Source organism: Candidatus Endolissoclinum faulkneri L5 (assembly GCF_000510265.1).
Taxonomy (GTDB): Bacteria; Pseudomonadota; Alphaproteobacteria; order Thalassobaculales; family Thalassobaculaceae; genus Thalassobaculum; species Thalassobaculum faulkneri_A.
In genome coordinates this window covers 968,122-992,358 of record NZ_CP006745.1, presented here as the reverse complement: position 1 = coordinate 992,358, position 24,237 = coordinate 968,122, and the positions used below count along the sequence as shown (strand labels likewise).

The 24,237-nt window shown below is 33.2% G+C and carries 15 protein-coding genes and 1 tRNA gene; 9 read left to right on the top strand and 7 right to left on the bottom strand.

Annotated elements, in window-relative coordinates:
- Positions 1 to 658 precede the first annotated feature (658 nt).
- The 3 genes from P856_RS02925 to metZ form a co-directional block, all read right to left on the bottom strand.
- Positions 659 to 1,411 (bottom strand): ABC transporter ATP-binding protein, encoded by a 753-nt coding sequence (locus tag P856_RS02925; protein ID WP_044214904.1) that lies wholly within the window; start codon positions 1,409 to 1,411, stop codon positions 659 to 661.
- 11 nt (positions 1,412 to 1,422) lie between these two features.
- Positions 1,423 to 2,196, bottom strand: a complete 774-nt coding sequence (locus tag P856_RS02920; RefSeq protein ID WP_025300678.1) for an MlaE family ABC transporter permease — start codon at positions 2,194 to 2,196, stop codon at positions 1,423 to 1,425.
- Positions 2,197 to 4,300: 2,104 nt separating this feature from the next.
- On the bottom strand, positions 4,301 to 5,491 hold the full coding sequence (gene metZ, locus P856_RS02915; RefSeq protein WP_025300677.1) for an O-succinylhomoserine sulfhydrylase: 1,191 nt from the start codon (positions 5,489 to 5,491) through the stop codon (positions 4,301 to 4,303).
- 1,131 nt (positions 5,492 to 6,622) lie between these two features.
- Between metZ and P856_RS02910 the strand changes: the two genes are divergently transcribed.
- Positions 6,623 to 6,838, top strand: coding sequence for a DUF3126 family protein (locus P856_RS02910; RefSeq protein ID WP_025300676.1), 216 nt, complete (start codon positions 6,623 to 6,625; stop codon positions 6,836 to 6,838).
- Between the two features lie 583 nt (positions 6,839 to 7,421).
- Here the strand turns inward: P856_RS02910 and guaA are convergent.
- Both guaA and P856_RS02900 read right to left on the bottom strand, forming a co-directional pair.
- The gene (guaA, locus tag P856_RS02905) at positions 7,422 to 8,969 is read right to left on the bottom strand and encodes a glutamine-hydrolyzing GMP synthase (protein ID WP_025300675.1); all 1,548 of its coding nucleotides are present in this window, start codon (positions 8,967 to 8,969) and stop codon (positions 7,422 to 7,424) included.
- 1,045 nt (positions 8,970 to 10,014) lie between these two features.
- Positions 10,015 to 10,104 (bottom strand) — tRNA-Ser (locus P856_RS02900).
- 843 nt (positions 10,105 to 10,947) lie between these two features.
- On the opposite strand from P856_RS02900, the gene rplU reads away from it, so the two are divergent.
- From rplU to P856_RS02860, 8 genes are all read left to right on the top strand, one after another.
- The gene (rplU, locus tag P856_RS02895; RefSeq protein WP_025300674.1) at positions 10,948 to 11,265 is read left to right on the top strand and encodes a 50S ribosomal protein L21; all 318 of its coding nucleotides are present in this window, start codon (positions 10,948 to 10,950) and stop codon (positions 11,263 to 11,265) included.
- Between the two features lie 23 nt (positions 11,266 to 11,288).
- Positions 11,289 to 11,543, top strand: a complete 255-nt coding sequence (gene rpmA, locus P856_RS02890; protein ID WP_025300673.1) for a 50S ribosomal protein L27 — start codon at positions 11,289 to 11,291, stop codon at positions 11,541 to 11,543.
- A gap of 118 nt (positions 11,544 to 11,661) precedes the next feature.
- On the top strand, positions 11,662 to 12,717 hold the full coding sequence (obgE, locus tag P856_RS02885) for a GTPase ObgE (RefSeq protein WP_025300672.1): 1,056 nt from the start codon (positions 11,662 to 11,664) through the stop codon (positions 12,715 to 12,717).
- Positions 12,714 to 13,880 carry a glutamate 5-kinase gene (proB, locus tag P856_RS02880; RefSeq protein ID WP_025300671.1) on the top strand — a complete coding sequence of 389 codons (1,167 nt, stop codon included), beginning with the start codon at positions 12,714 to 12,716 and terminating at the stop codon, positions 13,878 to 13,880. The genes obgE and proB overlap by 4 nt, the downstream gene beginning before the upstream one ends.
- A 15-nt stretch (positions 13,881 to 13,895) precedes the next feature.
- Positions 13,896 to 15,206, top strand: a complete 1,311-nt coding sequence (locus P856_RS02875; protein WP_025300670.1) for a glutamate-5-semialdehyde dehydrogenase — start codon at positions 13,896 to 13,898, stop codon at positions 15,204 to 15,206.
- A 128-nt stretch (positions 15,207 to 15,334) separates the two neighbouring features.
- Complete coding sequence (locus P856_RS02870; RefSeq protein WP_044214903.1) at positions 15,335 to 15,958, top strand: nicotinate-nucleotide adenylyltransferase; 624 nt, start codon at positions 15,335 to 15,337, stop codon at positions 15,956 to 15,958.
- A 106-nt stretch (positions 15,959 to 16,064) separates the two neighbouring features.
- Positions 16,065 to 16,622 carry a dTDP-4-dehydrorhamnose 3,5-epimerase gene (rfbC, locus tag P856_RS02865; protein WP_025300668.1) on the top strand — a complete coding sequence of 186 codons (558 nt, stop codon included), beginning with the start codon at positions 16,065 to 16,067 and terminating at the stop codon, positions 16,620 to 16,622.
- Between the two features lie 2,067 nt (positions 16,623 to 18,689).
- The gene (locus P856_RS02860) at positions 18,690 to 19,259 is read left to right on the top strand and encodes a DJ-1/PfpI family protein (protein ID WP_025300667.1); all 570 of its coding nucleotides are present in this window, start codon (positions 18,690 to 18,692) and stop codon (positions 19,257 to 19,259) included.
- 2,157 nt (positions 19,260 to 21,416) lie between these two features.
- Here the strand turns inward: P856_RS02860 and P856_RS02855 are convergent.
- Positions 21,417 to 22,424, bottom strand: a complete 1,008-nt coding sequence (locus P856_RS02855) for a FecCD family ABC transporter permease (RefSeq protein ID WP_044214902.1) — start codon at positions 22,422 to 22,424, stop codon at positions 21,417 to 21,419.
- Between the two features lie 10 nt (positions 22,425 to 22,434).
- Positions 22,435 to 23,247 carry an ABC transporter substrate-binding protein gene (locus tag P856_RS02850; RefSeq protein ID WP_025300665.1) on the bottom strand — a complete coding sequence of 271 codons (813 nt, stop codon included), beginning with the start codon at positions 23,245 to 23,247 and terminating at the stop codon, positions 22,435 to 22,437.
- Positions 23,248 to 24,237 lie beyond the last annotated feature (990 nt).

Here is a 24,237-nt window from a genome sequence, read left to right as displayed (position 1 = left end):
TTAGCTAATTATTGAGTTGTCGATGTTGGATGAAAGCTACATTTCATGTACCATTCTGTTCTGCAAAGCATCCGAAATAATATTATAGAGTTTTATTTCTATGTCTGCTCCTGCGCAACGGTATTGATAATTACATTTTGCTTGGTTGGTTAATCAGCTACTGCCAATCATGTAGTATCTTTGTTTATTGAGTCAAATAAGTTTGTAAGTTTGCTAAATAGCTAAATGATTTTATAGGAACTTATATATTAGACTAATGAGAATCGAGTGTGTTAATGATAGGTTTGTATAATTAGATAAATATGTCTCAAAGAATAACCTTCTGCTTAACATTAACCTTAGGCTATACGTCTGCGTATTTTATAACCCTTCAGCTAATTATCATTAATATTCCTTAGATTGACAATTGATATAACTAACCTGGAGAAGTTATTAATCGCGATTGCTTCGTTAAATAATACTACTAGCAATAACTTTATTTACAGTTTCATGCTTTTTAGAGCAGTCTTGGTAACAATTTTTAATCAAAATTAGATTTTTAGAGATAGAAATTGTAATTGGCAGTTAATTCATTCTAAATGAATGAGCATTTCAAATAAACGACTAGAATAGTTTAATTTATTCTATAAATTCTAGTGCACTTCTTAGCTTTAGATTGCTACCTTAATTCAGCTTCTCCATTGATAAATTGATTGACATATTTGTTTCCTGAAGTGTCTATCTTATTAACAGCTCCTTCCCAAATGATCTTACCATGATAGAGCATAGCTATCCTGTCGGCAATTTTACGTGCACTTCCTATGTCATGGGTTATCAATAAGCCTGTTATCCCTAGATCGCGTGTGCATTTAACGATTAGTTTATTGATGATGTTAGTCATAATTGGGTCTAGTCCAGTAGTTGGTTCATCAAAGAAGATAAATTTCGGATCGTTTGCTATGGAGCGAGCTAACGATACACGCTTTTGCATACCGCCGGAAAGATCCGAAATTGATAAATTAGCTACATCTTCATTAAGACCAACCTGAGCAAGCTTTTTTAAAGCGATACTGCGGGCAGTAGATCGATTTATATCTCTATCTGCTATTAATCCAAACGCAACGTTTTCCCAAACTGAAAGACTATCGAACAAAGCACCGCCCTGAAATAGTACACCAAATTTGCGCATACAAGCTTCGCGCTCATAACTCGGTAAGCTAATTACATTTTTACCGTCAATTTCAACAACACCGGAATCAGGCTTGAGTAAACCAATAATGCATTTTAATAATACTGATTTGCCAGTGCCGGAAGCACCAATTACTACTAAGCTTTTACCTTCGTATATATCTAGATTAACACCGTCTAGCACTACCTTGGAGCCAAAGCTTTTCTTTAAGTTGCGTATGCGCAGCTTAATTATATTAGTCATCTGCTTCGCCCTTAATTAATAAAAAAAATCTCAGTAATAATGTAATTTGTTAGCAAGATCATTATTGAAGCGGTTACTACAGCATTAGTAGTAGCGACGCCAACTCCTCTTGCTCCTTTACGAGCATTGAATCCTTGGTAACAACCCATTATTGTAATCAAAAATCCAAATATTGATGCTTTTATCATGCCGGTAATTACGTCGATTTTTTCCAGATACTGTACAATAAAAAAAATGTAGCTAGCAGGGTTAAAATTTAATTTGTAAATACCGATTATAAATCCGCCAAAAACACCTGTTATGTCACCTATCAACACCAAAAATGGTAGGATGATGATGGATGCAATGACCCGAGGGACAATTAGATATTTATAAGGGTTTGTTGACAATGTTGTTAGCGCATCTATTTGTTCGGCTACTTGCATTGCGCCTATTTCTGCAGCCATTGTAGCTCCGACTCTTCCGGCAACCATCAATCCTGTGAGTATTGGAGAAAGTTCACGAAGCATAGATATCACAACAACTGTTGCTACCGCTTCTTCGGCAAAAAATTTAGCGAATCCTGTATAGCTTTGTAATGCTACTACCATGCCTGAGCATAAAGTAGTCATTCCGACTATCGGTAAAGAATTATATCCAATTTCGATAAATTGTCGCAATATTAACCGAAAATAGAACGGTGGTTGTAAGCAATGGCAGATTGTCGATAAAGCAAATAGCACGACTCTACCAATATTAATAAGAAAAGTGATAGTACTTCGACCAATTGCTGCGAGGGGATTCATCCTTGAGCCGTTTTGAATCATTCGTAAAATGAAATTAATATTAAAAGCTCATTGCACTATCGCATATTATAATATTGAAAGCAAAGATTATAGTGCATGGGATTGTATCCCATAATGTTTTTAAGATTCTTTCAAAGGGATACATTATATTTTATACTATGCTATCCGCATTGAATATAATTTGTAATGCAAGCTCTACCGGATAATCCTAAGAAACAATATGACTATTACTTATTATCATTATCTTAAAACTAAGATGCTGCAATATAATTTAATGTTTTAATTTAAATTATTGGTTGCTTTGCCTAAAATGCACACGTGCACTTAATTACTTGATTAATTTTGTATATCAGAATACTACAAAACATCAAAAATGATTCTTGAGGATAAAGATAAGCATCGGTTACGTTTTAAAGATTATACTTATAATCTACTACCGACTATTCCATATTGTCGATATCCTTCTTTGGCTAAAACTAGGGTCAATTCAATTTAATTTTTTAATTAGAAGTAGTATAATTTAGTCGCTCGTGTAACATACAAGTTATCTTTTACTATAATTTTCTTTTTTTTAAAGTATGTTACTATAGCAGTAATAATGGCCTTATTAAACGCAATGCTGTATTATATACTGGAAAAGTTGTGGGGATGCTGCGATGAAAAACGTTTTAGCGTGCCTTAACTTTTAAATTTAAAATACCGATTTAGCTTTTAGTCTTAGATGGTACACATGAATTTGATACTCATTCGAAGTATGATTTGTTAATATATTTTCACTTATGATCATTAGCTGTTAAGAGCAATTAGTGTAGAATTAAAAAATATCAGCGGATAAGATATCACAGGCTATCAAGCTTTGAAGAGCATGTGATCTATACAACAGCAGCTGTAAATTACAAGTGGGAAATTATTGTTCTTTAGGTTATTTTTACTAATGTCCACAGATTGAGTGGTTTTAACTAATCAGTGATAAATTTAGGTCTTTCAGATTCTAAAGCTTTATATTTAATATGTGTCCATTTTAGGGATGAATTGCAATTTTAAGGTGCCTTTTTCGATTTAATTATAATAATAGTTTATTGCAGTAGCAATTTTTAGTAACAGTAAGATGCCAGCATACTATTAATAAACCATCGCTTAGTGTATCATAACATTTATTACTATTGTAATATACTATACTGTTTAATGGTCAGTTTTATTAAGTTGTATTAACTTAATTTGATTGTAATTAAAAAATTTTAAAAAAAATAAAAACATTCTTTCTGCAATTCATCTATATCTATATCTATATCTATATTTTGTTATATTAGATATATAAAATATTATCCTGTTAGCGTGAAATTAATAGTAAATGCTGATAGTTTAATGATCGCTTTGTAACTTTTGTTAGCCTTATAGGCAATTATAGAAATACACGAAAAGAAATATCTTTAGTAATAGTACATTTGATGCCAAAAGGATTTATAGCCATAAATTTTCTTTAACTTATTCACTATATTTGTCTTGCAAATACGCAAAAATTTGCTTTTTTATAGATTATTTTTATTCTGCCGTTGATATTGAGGTTATTATCGCCTGATTGCCCTAATCAATAGACGTTTAAGTAGTCGATCTCCTAATCGATGGATGTGTTCAAATCGACGGTATAAGTTTTTGATTTACAAGAAAAAACATACATTCGTTGACCTGATTATTTTCTCATAACTTTTATACAATTTAATTTTTTATTTCGTAAAAAAATTATCTAATACTAGAATAGCTTCTTTAGTTTACCATGCGGACAAGGTCGCAGTAAACATGGTTCTTTAATTTAAGATGGGTATAGGAACCTAATAAAGGTTAACTTATTATTACTGTTGATGCACTATTGCGGTAATGTACCGTAACATAAAATTAAGAGGTTAAGCGATTAGGGTAATCTAGATATTCATTTGATTATATGTTAATTATAGCATAATTGTCTTATTAAATAGCATTGCAATTACCTTAAGTAGTATTTAGCTTTTGATAAAGCTAGCTTGTAAATTGTTAATATGAATAGTATCAAACTTCAAATTATTTAATAAAATTATTAATAATGCTATAAGATGTGAGTGAAAAATAATCAGCAGGCTTTTGCTAGCGCTTGCAGTAGATCTTCCATTAAGTCGTCAATGTGTTCAAGACCTACAGATATTCTTAGTATCCCGTCAGTTATACCACAATCAATTCGTTCATCTGCTGGAATTCTTGCATGGGTTGTGGTCGCTGGATGACAAGCAAGTGATTTCGCATCGCCAAGATTATTAGATAAATCAATTAAACTAAAGGAGTCAAGTACATTAAATGCACCCCTCTTACCTCCAGCTACTTCTATAGTAACTATGTTGCTATAGTCAATCATTTGCCTTCTTGCTAAGTAATGCTGAGGATGGTTAGCTAGACCAGGATAGCGAACCTGTAAAACTTTTTCATGACCACTTAGCCAACTAGCAATTTTACTAGCTGTTGACGTCATACGTTCAACGCGTAATTCCATAGTTTCTAGGGATTTTGCCATAATCCAAGCGTTGAATGAACTAATAGAAGGTCCAGTATTCCGATAAAAAGGAATAAAATGCTCATTCATCCAGGCAGCTGAGCTTAAGACTGCTCCACCAAGACATCGACCATGACCATCGATGTGCTTAGTGGAGGAATAGACAACTATATCTGCGCCAAGCGCTAGTGGGTTTTGAAAAAGTGGTGTGGCTAAGACATTATCAACAATAACTTTAGCACCGGCACTATGAGCTAATTCAGCTACAGCTGCTATATCTACTAGGTCAAGCATCGGGTTTGAGGGGCTTTCTAAGAAGACAGCGTTAGCTGGTTTCGATAGTGCAATTCTCCAAGAATCTAAGTTAGAACCGTTCACGAATGCAGTTTCTATACCCCATCTTGGCAAGATCTCTGAAAGAATATGATGGCAGGATCCAAATAGCTCGCGTGCTGCTACAATGCGGTCACCGCTTTTTAGTTGGCAGGATAATGCAGAGAAAACAGCTGCCATTCCAGTTGCAGTAGCTCTACACATTTCTGCCCCTTCTATTGCAGCCAAGCGTTGTTCAAAGACGTTAACAGTAGGATTACCGTAGCGCGAATATATATAAACGTCATTTTCACCCTTGAATGCTGCTTCGGCTTCGGCTGCGGAATTAAAGACAAATCCTGAGTTGAGGTAGAGTGTTTCAGTAGTTTCATTGTTTAAAGTACGAGCCAGGCCAGCGCGGACAAGGTTAGTTGCACGGCGCCAGCCGTAAATTTTGGAAGTCACTCTAAACCGCTCCTGGGGAAAGACAGCATCTTTTATACTACTTCTAAATTAAGTAATTAGCAAGAAAATACTATCACGTATTTAAGTTTTAAATATTAATCCAAGAGCGAATGAGAAAGTAGATAAAGATCTTTTATGGTTATGATTAAAATATTTTATGCAATAGATAGCAAATCGCATAGACTTATACTGTATTACTTTAGATAGCTAATTACATTCGTATAAATATTTAATATTTTGGCATGATGTGTGTATCATATCATAAGATAATAAATTGGCGCAAAGTTTTTGCCAATATAAACAAGCTATTAGTACAGCATAATATATTAAGATTCATTAGCGAGCGCATAAAAAATTTTAATTTTGGGGTATAATCCTTAAGGATGATTAAGCATATCTTTACTGTGAAAAATATAGTTTTTTGGACAATTGAAGTTAATATCAAATGTTAATTTGCTCTAAAAGAAGAAAGTATTAATATGAAATTAAGTTTTACTAATTAGTTAAACAATAAAACTTTTTTTGTTTTTGGTACTATTTATTGTTTTATCGTTATGTTTAAGAATAAAGATTAGGTTAGTATTATAGCTTTTCGGATCAAATTTTTTATCTGTTAAATTCTATTTAAAGTAGCCAAGATTATCTTGGCTTATTATAAGCTGATTAGTAAATCTATGTGATCAAGTTAGTAGATATCAATATATCTGATTAATATTTGACTTTAAATCATATGCTATTTGTTAAATATATTACTTATTGATGCTCGTTTAATGTTAATCAGTTATTTTATATTGATTTACTTGAAGTTATAATAATTTGCTTTATTACAAAGGGTAGAGCTTAGCAAATATGATTTATTTTATCCATTTTTGAGTAAAATCATTGGCAGTATTTTCATGATTCGTAATAATTGGATTAATATCATATTACTGTCCCCAACCGTGGGGAAATTTATTTATCTGAAATAGTTTTTTACAATTAACATAATTGTGAGATAGTAAAACTATCAATGCTAATTAATCAATTTTTAATTATATTGTAGAACAATCAATGATTGGCTATAAAAGATTCTATTCTAATGGATTAAGTAATGGCAGCGCGCGGGAATGTCTATGAAGGAAGGAGATCGAGATGACGCCCAAAGAAATTGCTCAAGTACAGGCATACTTGCGTAATCGATTTTCTAACAAAAAAATTATTATTATTCCGCGAACTAACAAAAATGATTCTGCTGAAGTAATGCTTGATGAAGAGTTTCTTGGCGTTATCTTTCGAGACGATGAGGATGGTGATATTTGTTATCAGTTTAATATGACAATGCTTGATATCGATATTAACTTAGATTAATACAATATTTTTTTAAAATTGTTATACTACTTGGTCTTTTTTGAGTAAGCTGCAGAGCTAGGAAAGTTGATTTTACCCTGGCGCTATGATGCTTCAGTATTGTGCTATTCTTATTCCGTTTTTATTAAATAATATATAACTATATCACAGTCGTTATAAATATTAGGAATTGTAAATGTTTTAATTAGAGTGCAACTAAGATAGTCATTATCCTTCTGCCCATGCTTGCATTTTAAACAATATTAGATTAAAAATAATATTAGATTAAAAATAAAATCTCACGAAAAACTTAACACATCTTGTTAATTCATTGTACAAATTATTAAAAGTGTTTATAACTTTTGACCTTTTATTGAGCAAGTTGCAAATTTTGTTGTTTAATATCTAATAATACGATGATTATTTAATTACGATTAAATAAAAAAAATTATACATCAAATCAAAGATTGATATATAAAATCAACAACAAATTATTTTTGTAATTTACAAAAAATTTCATAAATATTACTTATGCTCATCTTAACTTTAAGTATTATTACAATTAATCTATTATAATATCCAATATTATTGGATTTTTAAAAAATTATTCCCATTCAATTGTGCTAGGTGGTTTACTTGTAATGTCGTAGGTTACTCGATTAATACCACGTACCTCGTTAACTATACGAGTAGCAGTGCGGCCGAGAAAGTCATGTGAAAATTGATAGTAATCTGCTGTCATACCATCGCTCGCAGTCACCGCACGGAGCACACAAGCATAATCATAAGTACGAGAATCTCCCATCACACCAACTGTACGCATCGGTAATAATACTACAAAAGCTTGCCAGATTTCATCGTACAGTCCAGCTTTACGGATCTCGTCAAGATAAATCGAGTCAGCACTAATTAATATACTGAGCTTTTCTTTGGTAATAGTACCAATCAAGCGAATAGCGAGGCCTGGCCCAGGAAATGGATGACGATTGATTAAATTATCTGGTATGCCTAATTCACGACCTAACGCTCGGACTTCATCTTTAAAAAGCTTTCTCAATGGTTCTACAAGTTCCATCTTCATTACATTGGGTAAACCACCCACATTGTGGTGAGACTTGATAGAGACTAAAGGTCCGTTAATGTTAGACACGCTCTCGATCACGTCTGTGTACAAAGTGCCCTGGGCTAGAAATTTCGCTCCTCCAATTTTTTTAGCTTCCGAATCAAAGATTTTAATAAATAATTTACCAATAATTTTTCGCTTAACTTCTGGGTTATCAATTCCTTCTAGCTCATTCAGAAATTCATCGCTTGCGTTAAGGGTAATTAGGGGGATATTGTATTGTTTGCGAAATAAACGATTGAATTCTTCTGCCTCTCCAGAACGCATCAAACCGTTGTCGACAAAAATGCAGGTTAATTGATTGTCAATCGCCTTATGAATTAACAAGGCTGCTACCAAGCTATCAACACCGCCTGATAATCCACATATTACCTTATCATTTCCGACTTGCTTACGGATTTTTGCGATTACCTGATCTTTATAGTTAGTCATATTCCAGTTAGCTCTTCCCCCAACAACCTTATAGGTAAAGTTATGCAAAAGCTGACTTCCACAAGGCGTATGCGCTACTTCTGGATGAAAAAGTAATCCATATATTCTTCTTTGATCGTTAGCAAAAGAGGCAAACGGTGATGAAGGGGTGGTTGCAACAGCTTTAAAACCGGGAGGAACTGAGGTGATACGATCTTTATGACTCATCCAAACTGTTTGAATCGTACCGAGTGGCAATAATTTATCGAATAGTAGACAACTATTCTTGATAGTAATTTCGGCTCGACCAAATTCCTGCTCTTTACTTTGCGCTACTATGCCACCAAGCTGGTGGCATAGTAGCTGGGCGCCATAGCAGATGCCAAGGATTGGAACTTTCATGTCAAATACAGAGTTTGGTACTCTGGGTGCATTCTTGTCGTAAACTGAATAAGGCCCTCCTGATAAAATAACACCAGAAGCACCAAAATTCTTAATTACCTTAAGGTTAATATTAAATGGAAAAATTTCACAATAAACACCAGACTTTCGTATCCGGCGGGCAATCAGTTCGGTTACTTGGCTTCCAAAATCCATAATAATAATTCGAGTAATCATTAAATGTACTCAGCGCAATATATCTACCAAATTAGATTATAACGTAGGATTTAAAGTTAGCAAGTGGTTAGTATCTAATAAAAATTCTGCGGCATTTTATATTAGAATAATCAAAATTAAGAGCAATCACTTAAGAGCAATCACTATAATACAATCTGAAGTTTAAGACAGAGAGATTAAGCAAGAAAGTAGCATTTATTTCGTTTGATGCTCTAGTAATGACTGATTCAACTAAATCACTCCTCAATACACTAAACTTTGCTAAAATGCTATATTGGTTATTTTTTCGGATAAGGATCAATGATCTGATATACTAAATATTAAAAAGCTAGGCAACTGCTAGCAAAAGCTAATTAACATAAAATATTGTATTTTATTGCGCTTATATTCTTGTTATATATTTTTAAAAAGTAATTCAATCTCTAGCGTTATTAGATTTTAATTTTGAATAATACTTTAAAAACTAATGTTTTAATAGCACGGTTTTTACTTAATGTTAATGGTTGAAGCTTATATTCCAAAGTAATGCAGTTTTTGTTTATGCATGATTTATTGTCCTTCCAGGCTGATCATTAAATCTGTTTTGTCAATCTGACAACTAAATAAAATACTAATCTAGAAAATAGATCATGTTACTTTATAACAATAAAGTTTAAGTTATAATGTTATTATAATATTATAAAATCAGATCATTACATTTGTAGTTAAAGTGAAGCTAAATGTAAATTAAAGATTTAATGACTTTGCTAAATTTATTGCAAAGATATGTCAACGATTCCTTAAACTAAGCATTTTTTTGACTTGATTGAGGAAATTAGTTAATTAACTTAAAACGCCTTTTATTTAGTATAACGTTGCTATTCAATGAGTAGATGCCAACTCACATATTAGCTTAATATTTGATTAATTTTCAACTAAAATGAGCAACAAAAGTTATAAAATAATACACTCAGAGAATTGAACCATCAATCCTAAATTTAAATCATTTATAGTATTTTATCTCTGCCGCTTGTGTTTTAATATCACTGCTTAGAAAGAACATTTTTGGCGGAGAGAGAGGGATTTGAACCCTCGGTGAGTTCACACCCACAACGGTTTTCGAGACCGCCCCGTTCAACCACTCCGGCACCTCTCCGCAAATCACTAATGTTATAAGTATGGTTGATAAATTAATAAAGGCCGTGCTGCGATCCAGTGTATTTTGAATTCAAGTAACTTATTAAAACAATAATGCATTATTGTTTTAAGTAACTAAGAACACTATAAAAAAATTAATGAATATAATATGAATTAATATAAATAATGTATCTATAATTATACATAATGTATCTTAAAATTATACGATTAATGTATCTATATAATAGATGTTTAATAAAGTTATAAAAAACTAATTATTTTTTAGAGTTAATTAATTTATTGCCATAGAGCGTCCTGATAGGAGAAAAATTTATTTTAAAAGATTTTATTTAAAAGAGATATAAAAGATATTATTTAAAATAACTACATTCATTGATATAAAATAACTACATTGATATAAGATTGTTTGTTGTTTATATTTAATAGCGCACGTGAAAACAGCTCAATTCCTTTCAATGAGCTTGCTAGGTGTACTCCACTTTACAAGCTTTTTACTCTCAGTTTTATATAATAAAATGTACTTTTATCATTTTAATACAATAAATGTAATCTTATTCAGTAACAATTGAGTTGCAATGAAGATTCATCGAAATATATACTTCATTCTGAAGTTTGAGGTACAGCTATGAAATATTTGTTTGTTTAAGGTCGCAATCTTTCGTTTTGATTACTAAAAGACTGACTAATGATATTATGTAATTTAAGATATATTGTGTATCTAAAAAATTTATTCAGATTATACCTGAACTTGTTCTTATGTTGATATCTTGGTGCAATGTACCCTAAGTCAATAATTTTATAAAACAGGCGGATATTAAATTTTGTGTTAGGATCTTAGCTAATGTTAGCTGTCGTTAAAACGGGCGGCAAGCAGTATAGAGTTGCCTCTGGAGATGTTATTAAAGTTGAACGTATTGACGCTGTTATTGGAACAAAGTTTGAGATTGATGAGATTATGTTGATTAGCAGCGACACTAAGCTAACCATTGGTTCCCCATTAGTGTTTGGCGCTTCAGTTGCTTTTGAAGTTTTAGATCAGCGTAAGGGTCCAAAAATTATAATTTTTAAGAAAAAGCGTCGGAAAAACCATCGACGTATAAGCGGGCATCGACAAAATATTACTGTTTTGCGTGTGATAGCTATCAATGATGCTGCTTAGTCAAATCGGAAGGTGTGGCAGCGATGGCTCATAAAAAGGCAGGTGGTAGTTCTCGTAATGGTCGCGACTCTGAAGGTCGTCGCTTGGGGGTTAAAAAGTTTGGCGGTGAGTTAGTTATTCCTGGTAATATTTTGGTTCGTCAGAGAGGTACTAAGTTTCACCCAGGTAATAATGTGGGCATAGGAAAAGATCACACGATTTTTGCGAAAGCTAAGGGCAAGGTTGAGTTTCGTCATACGCGTAGTCGTTCCTATATTGATGTTGTAATACTAAATTAGTTAGCAAAAATAACTCACAAAAGCTCTATATTTCTATCTTCATGGAATGCGTCGCTGTTATTGCCACCCCCGCTTATAGTTTTCCGTTTGCCTTTATAGATTATACAAAGGAGTTTGTATGAAATTCCTTGATCAAGCTAAGGTTTTTATCCGTAGCGGTAATGGAGGGAATGGGTGTTTAAGCTTTAGACGTGAGCCTAATCTGGAGTTTGGAGGACCAAACGGCGGTAATGGGGGCCGAGGCGGTGATGTAATACTGGAATGCGTGGCTGCTTTGAATACATTAATTAGTTTTCGCTATCAGCAGCATTTTAAAGCCATGAACGGTCATCACGGTATGGGTAAAGATATGACGGGTGAATCTGGTAAAGATGTTACATTGTCTATTCCGCTCGGCACTCAAATTTGGGATGAAAAAAATAAATTTTTATTGGCTGATATGACTAAGATAGGTCAGCAAATAGTCCTTGCCCGTGGCGGAGATGGTGGGTTAGGAAACGCACACTTTAAATCATCTATTAACCGAACTCCACGCAAAACAACGTTAGGTTGGCCAGGCAAAGAAATGTGGATCTGGTTACGCTTAAAATTAATTGCTGATGCTGGACTAATCGGTTTGCCTAATGCCGGTAAATCTACTTTTTTATCATCTGTTAGTGCTGCTAATCCGAAGATTGCAAGTTATCCATTTACTACTATCCATCCTAGTCTCGGTGTTGTTAATATCGCTGACGAGGAGTTTGTTTTGGCTGATATTCCAGGATTGATTCATGATGCTCATATGGGGGCAGGACTTGGTGATCGCTTTTTAGCGCATATTGAGCGTTGTAGTGTTTTGCTTCATTTAATTGATGTTAATGGCGAAGATCCACTGACAGCTTGGAAGATTGTGCGAGAAGAAATTAAATCCTATGGGTCACAATTAGAAAGCAAATCAGAAATTTTAGTGTTTAGCAAAACTGATACTCTTGCTGCGTACGATGTCAAGGCGTTACAAGACCTATTTGAAGAAGAAATTTGTGAGCGTCCCATCGCTTTATCTAGTGCTTCTGGTCAAGGAGTACGATACGTTTTAAAAAAATTAATTGATCGAATTCGTCTGAGCCGCGATGGGCAAGAGGTGAACAATAAGAAAGCTAAAGATCAAAAAAAGAATCATGCATTGATACCATGAGCACTGTTCCTGTCATAAAGTTTGCTTCCTCTCCTCATCGGATTTATGGGTCTCGTCGGGTAGTGATCAAGATTGGCTCAGCTCTACTAGTAGATAAGAAAAGTGGCTTAGTGCGTACAGGCTGGATGGAATCCTTAGCAGTTGACCTTAATTGTCTACGACACGCGGGGGTAGAAGTCTTGATTGTCTCCTCCGGAGCTATTGCGCTTGGCTGCCGGCGATTAGGCATTAATCATATTCGATCAAAGATTAAGGCAAGGCAACCCACTGCTGCCATTGGCCAAATTATACTAGCTCATGCCTATCAAGAGGTAATGTTTCGTCACGACATAACTACAGCGCAGATCTTGCTTTCAACGGACAATACCGAACAGAGGAAGCTTCATTTATATCTTCGCTCTACTATAAATGATTTGCTAGCACTTGGTGTAGTGCCAGTGATCAATGAAAACGATACAGTTTCGACTACTGGTTTCCGCTTTGGCGACAACGATAGGCTTGGTGCAAGGCTAGCTCAGCTAGCAAACGCTGATACTCTAATTATTTTATCAGATATAGATGGCTTATATACCGCTGATCCTCGATCTAATTCAACTGCCCATCATATACCTGAGGTCAAGTGTATAACCTCTGAGATTGAAGCAATGGCTGGTGATGCCGGTAGTAACTACACATCCGGTGGTATGATCACTAAGCTTGCTGCCGCTAAAATAGCCGCTACGATAGGCTGCCGAACGGTTATTTCTAATGGATTGGAACCAAACCCAATTTATCGTATTGATAATGGGGCACGTTGTACTTGGTTTCATGAGTTTGCTTCATCTTTAACTACTCGTAAACGCTGGATTGCTAGCTCGCTTGATCCTCGTGGTCAGCTTATTCTCGATGCTGGGGCACTGGATGCATTGATTGCCGGCAAGAGCTTATTACCTGCAGGAGTAATCGAAGTAGTTGGTACTTTTGAAAGAGGTGACGTAGTAACATTACATGCTCCTGATGGTGCATTATGTGGTCGAGGTCTAATCTCTTATGCTTCTCATGATGCACGACAAATTGCTGGACTAAAGTCTTGTGAAATAGAAACTATTCTTGGTTACTGTAGTTCCGATGAAATTGTTCATCGGAACGATCTTGTGTTAATTGCATGTAGTATTCCTAAATAGTGGGCTTAAAATATAATGGATTTTGTAAAAGATTTCCTTGTTAAGGATTCAGTAGATTTTTCCGAAAACGAAATAGAAGCAATTATGTTGGATATAGGCAAGCGTGCTCGTATTGCTTCTGTGGTCTTAGCTCATGCTTATTCCGAACAAAAGGATCAGGCTTTACGTAACGCTGCTACTGCTCTGTTGAAGGAAATGTCGAAGATTCTTGATGCTAATTCCCGAGACGTTTCTTTAGCTAAAAAAAATGGACTTAGGGAATCGATGATCGATAGACTATTGCTAACTGATAGTCGTATAAGAGATATGTCTGCTGGGTTGAATGTTGTAGCACGGCTATCTGATCCGGTGGGCCTAATTATAAAAAAATGGACTCGACCGAACGGCCTTTATTTCGAGTGTCGTCGCGTACCATTAGGCGTGATCGGTGTTATATACGAAAGCCGGCCAAATGTAACCGCTGATGCTGGTGCTTTATGCTTGAAGGCGGGCAACGCAGTGATTTTGCGTTGTGGATCGGAAAGTTATAATTCTGCTAAAGCCATTACCGCAGCAATGCATTACGGCTTGATATCCGCTGGATTACCTAAAGATGCAATCCAATTAGTTCCGACTAACGATCGAACTGCTGTAAGTAAGTTGATTACTATGCCACAATATGTCGACGTAATAGTACCTCGCGGTGGACGATCGTTAATTGAGCGCGTGCATAATGAGAGCCGTGTACCACTGTTTGCTCATTTGAACGGACTTTGTCATGTATATCTTGACTCTGGGGCTGATCCAGAAAAAGCTATAGCTATAACGCTGAATGCTAAAATGCGCCGTACTTCGGTATGCAATGCAGCTGAGGTCTTACTGATTGATCGGAGCGTAGCTTCCAAGTTATTACCTCCGGTGGCCGAAGCTCTTACTATGGCTGGCTGTATATTACGTGGTGATAAAAATGCACGGTCCATTGTAGGTGATAATATGGAAATTGCTAGTGATAGCGATTGGGATACTGAGTATCTTGACGCCATTATGTCGGTTTCATTAGTTGATGGTGTGTCTGGTGCCATTGCTCATATTAACTCGCACGGATCTCATCATACAGATAGCATTGTTACTGAGAATAAAATAGTTGCAGAGAAGTTTTTGCTTGAGGTAGATAGCGCTATCGTTTTGCACAATGCTTCCACTCAGTTTGCCGACGGCGGAGAGTTCGGATTTGGTGCTGAGATCGGAATCTCTACTGGGCGCATACATGCTCGAGGCCCGATCAGCGCTGAACATTTAACCAGTTTTAAATATTTAGTACGCGGAAGTGGTCAGATTCGGCATTAGCTTTGCTAACAACAGTACTATTCAGATAATTATTCTTTTTATAAATTTATTGATGATTCTTATAAAAAGCTATTGTCTTGTTTGTTCTGTTCCGGATCACCGATTATACCATATAAGGCTGAGAAGAGATTACTGAATTACCTTATACTTTAGCAGATAGAAGGCGAATCACGGTCGGACTAATGGGTGGATCTTTTAATCCAGCCCATGAGGGTCATCGCTATGTTGCTAAAACCGCTATGAAACGGCTAGGAGTGAAGGAGGTTTGGTGGTTGGTAAGTCTACAAAACCCCCTGAAATCACGAACAGACATGGCGCCCTTTTCTGCGCGCCTGGAGTGCGCTAGGAAAATGGCTCTTCATCCGCGTATCAAGATTAAGGACATTGAATCGCACCTTGGTACCTATTATACCGCAGATACTCTTGCTGCTTTGCGTCTCCTTTGCCCTAATATGTCATTTGTATGGATTATGGGTGCAGATAATTTAGTGATATTTCATCGTTGGGAGCGATGGTTGCATATATTTCATATGGTTGTGATTGCAGTTTTTGATCGCCCTACATATTCTTTATGTTCTTTAGCAAGTCAAACAGCTAAGCGATTTGCTAAGGTAAGAATTTTAAATAGCAATTTACAAATATTAGCGCGAAAGAAACCTCCAGCTTGGGCATTTTTACATACTTCACAATGCGAAGAATCGTCAACACGAATACGAGCTAAAAGCGCTATAATTAAAAATTTTCTTACTTAATTAAAACCACCGAAGAACAACAACGATAGAGATCGTAATATTTTGCGATCTGCAAAATTAGACTATCTTAATTAATGCTTGGACTGTATCAAAGGAAATGTGCGCCATGCAAATAAAATCGTTATCCATTACGGATGTTAAGGTTATGACACCAAAGCAATTTATAGATGCTCGTGGTAATTTATCGGAGACTTACAGCAAGATAACTCTGGCTAATCATGGAATAAATCTTGATTTTGTTCAAGATAATCATTCCATTTCAAGATCAGCAGGTGTCCTACGTGGGTTGCATTTCCAAATTTCGCGATTTGCTCAAGACAAGCTATTACGTGTCATTAAAGGTAGGATTTTCGATGTAGCAGTTGATATCCGCCAAGGCTCGCACACCTATGGTATGTGGGTTGGTGTAGAGATATCATCCGTAGCTCGAAATCAAATTTTAGTGCCCATTGGTTTTGCTCACGGATTTATTACGATGGAACCAGATACAGAGGTTATCTATAAGGTTACTTCCCCTTATTCTCCGGAAAACGAGAGGGGAATTGCTTGGAATGATCCAGCGATAGGTATTGAATGGCCGCTGACAGGCGTTAAGTTAACTATTTCTGAGAAGGATAAAACACATCCATCATTAGCCGATTTACCAGCTTATTTCTCGATTTGACTCTTGAATAACCATTAGTTAATAGTTAAATCGCGTAATTTTGATGCTTAAATTGCTTGGTCATCGTGTTTGTCTACTTGATAGCGTGTGTAACGCAAAAGGATGATTGACCTATTTCAAAACTTATTAATAATGTTATTACATAAGGTCATCATAACTAATATCAATTGATATTAGTTATGATGACCTTATGTTTAAAGATTAACATTCTTTAATGTCAATCTGAGTAAATTAAAACCATTTCAATGTTGGATTATATACTAAATTCCGCCTTCCTATTGAAGGAATAGCGTTTAGCGCAATTGTCCTTATCAAAAATATTCGAGTGCTTTTGGTCAAATCTTCTTCTTTTATTATATGATCGTTAAAAATACTGAAATATTATATAAAATATTTATTTTGATTATTCTAATAAATTGGTTACTTTTATAATAGAGTAATTGTTTTTTGTAAAGTTATAGTTGATTATAATTATTATTTGTTTAATATCAATAAATTATTATAGAAATCCCTTTTTCTTAAGCAGATTGGGTATAATAATTCAATTTTTGGTTAGTTGTTGTAGCTATTAAAGTGATCTTATCATTGATAAAATAAAAAATTTTGAATAACAAGTAAATATGTACTACTATTTACCAATCGCCATTGCATGTAATTCACAGCATTGCGCGCAATGGCGATTGGTATAATTCGCTTAGCGGACCAAGAATAAAAATGAATTTTGTAGACTAGAATTAATAAAATAGTTAAACCGAAAAGGTACTGATTTACTGGATAGTTATCAATTTATTATTTTTATCAAGACTGATAATATTGAAATATAGTCTAATACTTACAAATAAGCTTGTATTGGAAGTATAGTTTAGCTTAATATAAATTACTTATACATTGTCTATAGATTGGTAAGATTAGTAAGGTGTCGAATGTACTTTAACAATAGGTAAATTTCTGTTTTTATTATTTATCGACAATCAAGCTAATTCATAAATCCTTATATTTATTGTTTAATAATAAATATCTTTGTTAAAGACTTTATATATATGCATGTTTAATGATTAATAAATACAATATTATATCAAGCCATAATAGTTAGTCATACTTTTAACAGTATGCTATAGATTTAACGTTAAACAATAATTAAACTTAACTAAGTTTCCTTAAAAGAGGGTAGGGCAATCAGTGGATATGCTATAATCGGCTATTATCTAATATGTTAATGGAATAACAATATGTGATCCATTAACATAGCTTAATCATTAGCTGTTTATTCTATAGCTTTTACTTTAATGCACAAAAATATTATTTAGTTGTAGTTTATTATTAATAGTGCATTCTTTATCAAAAGATATCATGTTAATCAACATACTTCTTATTAAAACGAAAAATGCCACAAATATTACATTTATTCTTTATAAATTAAACACATCGTTGAATTTATTTTTAGTAAATTATTTTTTTCTCTAAGTTAACTGTTACTGAGATAATCAAAATATGCTACGAGAAATGTCATTTGACTAACTCAAAGCATCTAACTAAGATTTTTTGTTATCCTTCATATTTTTACCATAGTGATAATTAAGTCATTAGGATCAGATATTTTTTATATTTATTATAAACTAATAATGAATTATTTCTTATTTACTGCAGTATTATAATTAAGTAAGGATGTTTGCGTATTTTTTTATTTATTTACCTTGCCTGTTACAAAACCTGTATGCTAAGAATTAATTCCAATAATTTTAATTTTTTGATAAAGCTTAGAGCATTTTATTTAGTCGGTAGATGACTAACGTTAGTGGGGAATTACTTAAGCTTAGCCTAGAATAAAAAAGAATAATTTAAAGTTTATTTAACGCGATATAATATATTTTGCTTGCCATTTGTTGTTTATTGTTGAAATAAGTAGCTAAAGTACCTCTCTGTTCAGAGATTTATCTAGTTGAATTGCATCTACTACTATATTTCGACAATTTTTAATTGTTTTCTTTTGGTATTTCGAGTATTATCATTTAGCACCCTTGGATAGTTTGATCGAGAAGCAATAAAATTATTAATGAAGAGGAAGATATGGCAGATAAGCTTTTAAGCGGCCGTATTGTTGCAGTTATGCTCGCTAATGGATTTAATGAAATTGAGTTTACTGAACCTCAGAAGAGCTTAATAGAAGCTGGTGCTACTACTAAAGTGGTATCGCGTGCAAATGGCTTGGTTAATGGTTGGTATGAAGATTCCTGGGGTCATTTTTTCCCGGTTGACGTTGATCTAGCAGAAACATTATCGGTTGATTATGACGGTTTAATTATTCCCGGTGGCATGCATGCAATAGATAAAATGATAGATGATCCGCATAGCCAACGCATCCTAAAGGCTTTTATGCGCGCCTCCATGCCGACTATTATTGTAGGTGATGCAGGCAGATTGTTAGCTCGAACAGAAATAGTGCATGGCCTTACTGTAACTTCATCCGTAAATGTGCGAGAGGAGCTTGAGGCTAATGGAGCTATATGGAAAGCTGCGCCTTTTGTCGTTGAAGATGCTTTGGTTACTGTTAATGGTATCGAAGGTGTTCGCGATGCGATGAAGGTTTTTGTCACTATAGTGGATGCTTATGACAAGAAAGATCTTAACGCTGCTTAATGCCTTATAGATTATTTAAAAAAATATTATCTTTATCTAAATATTATCTTTGCCTAATTGTTTATACTTTATTACTTTTAATAGGTATTATATTTTCAATAAAGCTTTTTGATGCTGATTATTAACTAAATTTTAACTTGGCTTTATATATGCTAGTAAGTTTACGCAGCTTGTCAGTGGTTGTTCTTTAAGAAAGAACGCATTCGTTTTTTAGCGTGATCAGTTAACGTTTAAATAATAATTTTTTAACTACCTAGCTAATTTAGATTAAATATCATGTACCAATTGTATTGAGTAAAGAAATTTACTATTGGGAAATATAGATTACACTTTCCATATAACAACGATGGCTATTGTTTTTATTTTATCTGTTAATTGTTGCTTGACTCAGTCATAGAGTTATCTTTTGTGAAATTATCTAGCTAAAATAATTCACATAGTAGTTTACTGACTTAAAATAATTTTAAAATTTATTAATAGCATAATGATTTTTTGCTTTAACTTTCTTTAACACAACAATTAGTAATTATTGTTGACTAAGTTATATTAAGCTTTTGGGTAGTTTAAATATACAATTCTAATTTAAAAATTATCCTAAATATTTTTGAAGTAAAAATAACGAACTAGCTTATATATTTTATATAGCAAGAAGATAATTGGGGTAATAATTTAGGATTGCTGGACTGGTGCTGAAATTAAATTTTAATATTTATTAAATAAAGTCATTGCATATTAAGAATTATATTAAACAATCGGTAACTTGTTGATTACTCCTAAAGTAAATTTTTATTCAAATTTCAATTCAAGTTTAATTATAGATTAATAATTATAGATTATTAATCTATATAAGGCGAGAGCTATTTTACCCAGCTAAAGTTTTAGAACGGATTCATATTCTATAATTATTTTTTTAATACAAGTATGGAATTTAAAATTAGCATGATTCTCTTATGAAAGAATTTTTTTTGAAGTATTACCACAGAATTCCTTGTTAGGATTCCAATGAAAAGATTTTTTTAATTATTAATATCCTTGCTATATTTTATAATGTATATCATCATTCAATAAATTTAGCAAATGATATAAGGTTAATAGATTTGCAGCATCGCTTTTACCATAATATTTTTATTACAGAAAAATAACTAGACCACTATTAGGTATTAAAAATTACAGCGAAGAGCAACACAGCATTATCTACAAGAAATCTTATTGTAAAATTTACTTCTATACTTTACCAATAAAATTGCCTAGGGCAAAGTTTAAGAAATATTTAAACTAAAAATTAATCGGCTAAGCATAATAATTAATCTATTTTAGATCAAGATTAATATTTTAGTTATCAATTTTATAATATTACTACAGCAAATTTGCTGTTTTATATATGATCTTACAATTGGTTTAATTTTCTCGCGTGAACTTCGACAATTAAATTGTCGCTAATCAAAGAACAGTTAAGTTTATAATCCAAGCAGTAGTTTATTTGAGACAATAACATTATTTCAAAGTTTATTGGTAATTATTGCTATATTCCATTTTAAGCAAGTTTTAATTATTAATTTTAAAAATTAGCATTTTTTATTCAGTTAAAAAATTGATGGTTTTTTCTTAGTAGCTTCCTAGTTCGAGAGAGTATTATAGCACAAATGGTTAGATTGTTATTTAGAAAATTTTCCTTATTATTTGTACTAGCATTATAATATTAATTTCTGAAATTAGAATGTTTTATCTCATTGCTTAGTATAATCTGAGCAAATCGCTTTTACATTATTGTTTGATTATTATGCTAATATGCATATTCTATTTATGTCTCGGATAATTTTTGAATTATCGCAGGATATTGATATACTTTGTTTTTTAAATGTATTTTCTTATTTAATAACAAATTTTATTTTATAATAATCAATGATCTGTTATGTAATATTTACTATAATTGAGAATGGAATTAAATAGTTCAGGAAACTATCATAACTTTAATGCATAAAATATACATTAGGTCTATCCTGTATTATATTTTCTCTAGTTTATATTTTTATCTTATTTATTTTAAGTTAAAAATATAAACTATTGTTAGATGAATTAATATATAATACGAATTTTAACGAATAAGTTACATAATTTATAATAGTAATTTAAATAGTTAAGTAACTAACTGGCTATTTATCTGTTGTTTATCTGATATCGTTGAATTATCCAAATAAACATAGGTGAGCCAATTAATGCAGTTACTACACCAAGTTGAATTGGAATACCTTCAGTAGGTATACGGGTAACCAAATCAGCTAGGGTTATCAGAATAGCCCCGCCCAGTGCGCTAGCCAAAAGTAAGCGTCTTGGTTGATATCCTACGAATGGCCTGACCATATGCGGTATTACAAGACCGACAAAGCCAACCGCGCCACATACTGATACAATTGCTCCTACCGAAGTCGATACGCCTAATATTATTCGCCAACGCAGCAATTTTACATTGATACCAAGTGATTTGGCGGTTTCTTCACCCAGGCTCATTGCATCTAAACTGCGTCCAATATTTGCCATAATAAGCCAACCTAGCAATACGAATGGAGCAGAAATTGCAAGGTCTGTGGTAGTACGATTTTCAAGCGAACCAAGTAACCATAAAATCATATCGCGTAAAGTAATTGGATCTGGTGCTAAATTAAATGCAAGCGAAGTTAGTGCCGTAGATAAACTAGAAATGCTAATACCGGTTAAGATAAGCACTAACATATTGTCGTTGCGTATAGCGATAATACAAAGTAGCATAGTAGCTAATGCAGCGCTGATAATTGCCGCCAATGGTATCATTATTAATGAGATAGCCGCCATACCAAAACCGATAGCAATCACAGCACCCATACCAGCTGCCGCCGTTACACCTATAATACCGGGGTCTGCCAGTGGATTGCGCAAAAGTCCTTGCAATGCTGCACCGGAAAATCCTAGCATTCCACCAAGCATAATACCCAGTATTACTCTGGGAAATCTTAATTCAATGACAATAATACGCTGTACATTAGTCCCCTTGCCAAATAGTGCAGATATTATCTCCAATATTGTTAGCTGCGCGGGACCTAAGTATAATGAAATTAGTGCTACTACTGCGAGTGTGATTGCTAGAATGCTTAGTAATACACGATCACTAATCTCTACTAACTGGATCATTCTACATTACCTAATCTAGGGATGCGCGGAGGTATTCTGCTGCTTTGACAGAAAACATTCCGTTACAAGACAAAAATCGGCTTGGTATTGATACCGTTTTAATTTCACCCATAGATCTTGCGATGTATGGGTTTCGTGTTGATGACCAATAAGAGAGAGACACTTCGTGAGCGTTAAAGAAACTTACGATATATAAATCAGGTGGGTTAGTAATTATTTGTTCTATAGGAATTGTACGCCAACCCAAATAACCTAAACTGGCAGCCATGTTTTCTAGTCCTGCCAGTCTAATCATTGCATCTATATCGCTACCGATACCGCCAGTAGTGCCGCTAGGTGTGATGTAAAGAGCTCTCATACTCAACTTTGGTTGGGATTTTAAAGTGGAAATACGGGATTGTTGTTCCGTAATTATTGAGGTTATCGGTCGATTAAGTGCTTCAGCAACCTTAGTAAAATTGGTAAAGATTGTCTTGTAATTCTGACAGTTTGAAATATTAATCGTCTTGATGCCGGCACGCGTCAGGATAGAGACAAGGTATTGGTTTCCTGCCCAAGAGTATACGACAATTTCTGGAGATATTGCTAATATAGCTTCGGCTGTTGGCCTAATTGTCGGTAAGCCAATAGCTAGTTTTTGATGATAAGAGAAAGGTTTGCTAGCTTCGTGCGATACTCCGCGAATTTGCGTTTGATCAGCTATTTCTAGGACGTATTGGTCTGAACAATAATCTAAAGATACTACGGTGGTAGCAGATAGCATCGAAGCAGCTGGTCTAGTCCAGCTTATAATAGCTACTAATACAATTGGCAATCGCTTCATAATTAAAAAAACTAATAATATCTTTTTAAAAAAAGCTAGCCATGTTGATTGTATATGGATCATATTTTAATAATATTTTATTGAAATATATGTTAATATTAACTTTCTTCTTATTATTCCGCCCCTTTTCAAGGAACGATTGCTTACTTTTGTATAATTTTTTTCAAAAAATTATTATTTCTATTTGATTGTCTAAATTATTTTCTACAATATCTCTACTAAATCGTACTTTTTTATTTAAGCAATATAGAGCATAATCTGTATCTTTGAGTTTTAAAGGATTAATTATTGGTTTTGTGAATGTTAATGAATCAGACACTTGCTCGATTTATAACATACAATGTTTATTAATTTTCTATGCAAGCTGTGTTGCTGCAAGCTTCAGTTTATTACTTGTAGGGAGGATAGCTATTCTAGTAGAATATTAAAATTCTGCTTGTCTACTAAGTTCTGCGCTAGCTTAAACTTTAGTTTAATCCCTATGAGTTTATCGAATATATGAGGATTATAGATCCGATAAAATTATATTTAAAAGCACATAATTGTAATGTAGATAAAATTTATGCGTTTATTAAAAAAATAAATATATAGCCAAATTAACTACCTTAATTATTTTGAATTATTCATTATTCTACTTATGAAAAAATTATTATTTATTACTTAAAGTGAAACTTACTTCGTAATAATATTTTATATTAAGTATATCTAGTTATTAAGTATATCTAGTATAAATTATATCTAGTTATTAAGTATATCTAGTATAAATTTTTTACTTTAAAAGTGTACATTAGTATTAAGTATGATAAACTTTGAATATTTATTTCATTATGAACCCTAATTTAATTAATTAAATTAGCTAATAAGATATTTCGACTAGAAAAATTAATTGTTTTGTAATCTTGGACAACTTTAAGCAGACTTCTTAATATCCTTGTTTTAATAAGAAGAGAAATGTTATTGTTTAGATATTTTAGTAAATTAAGAAAATTT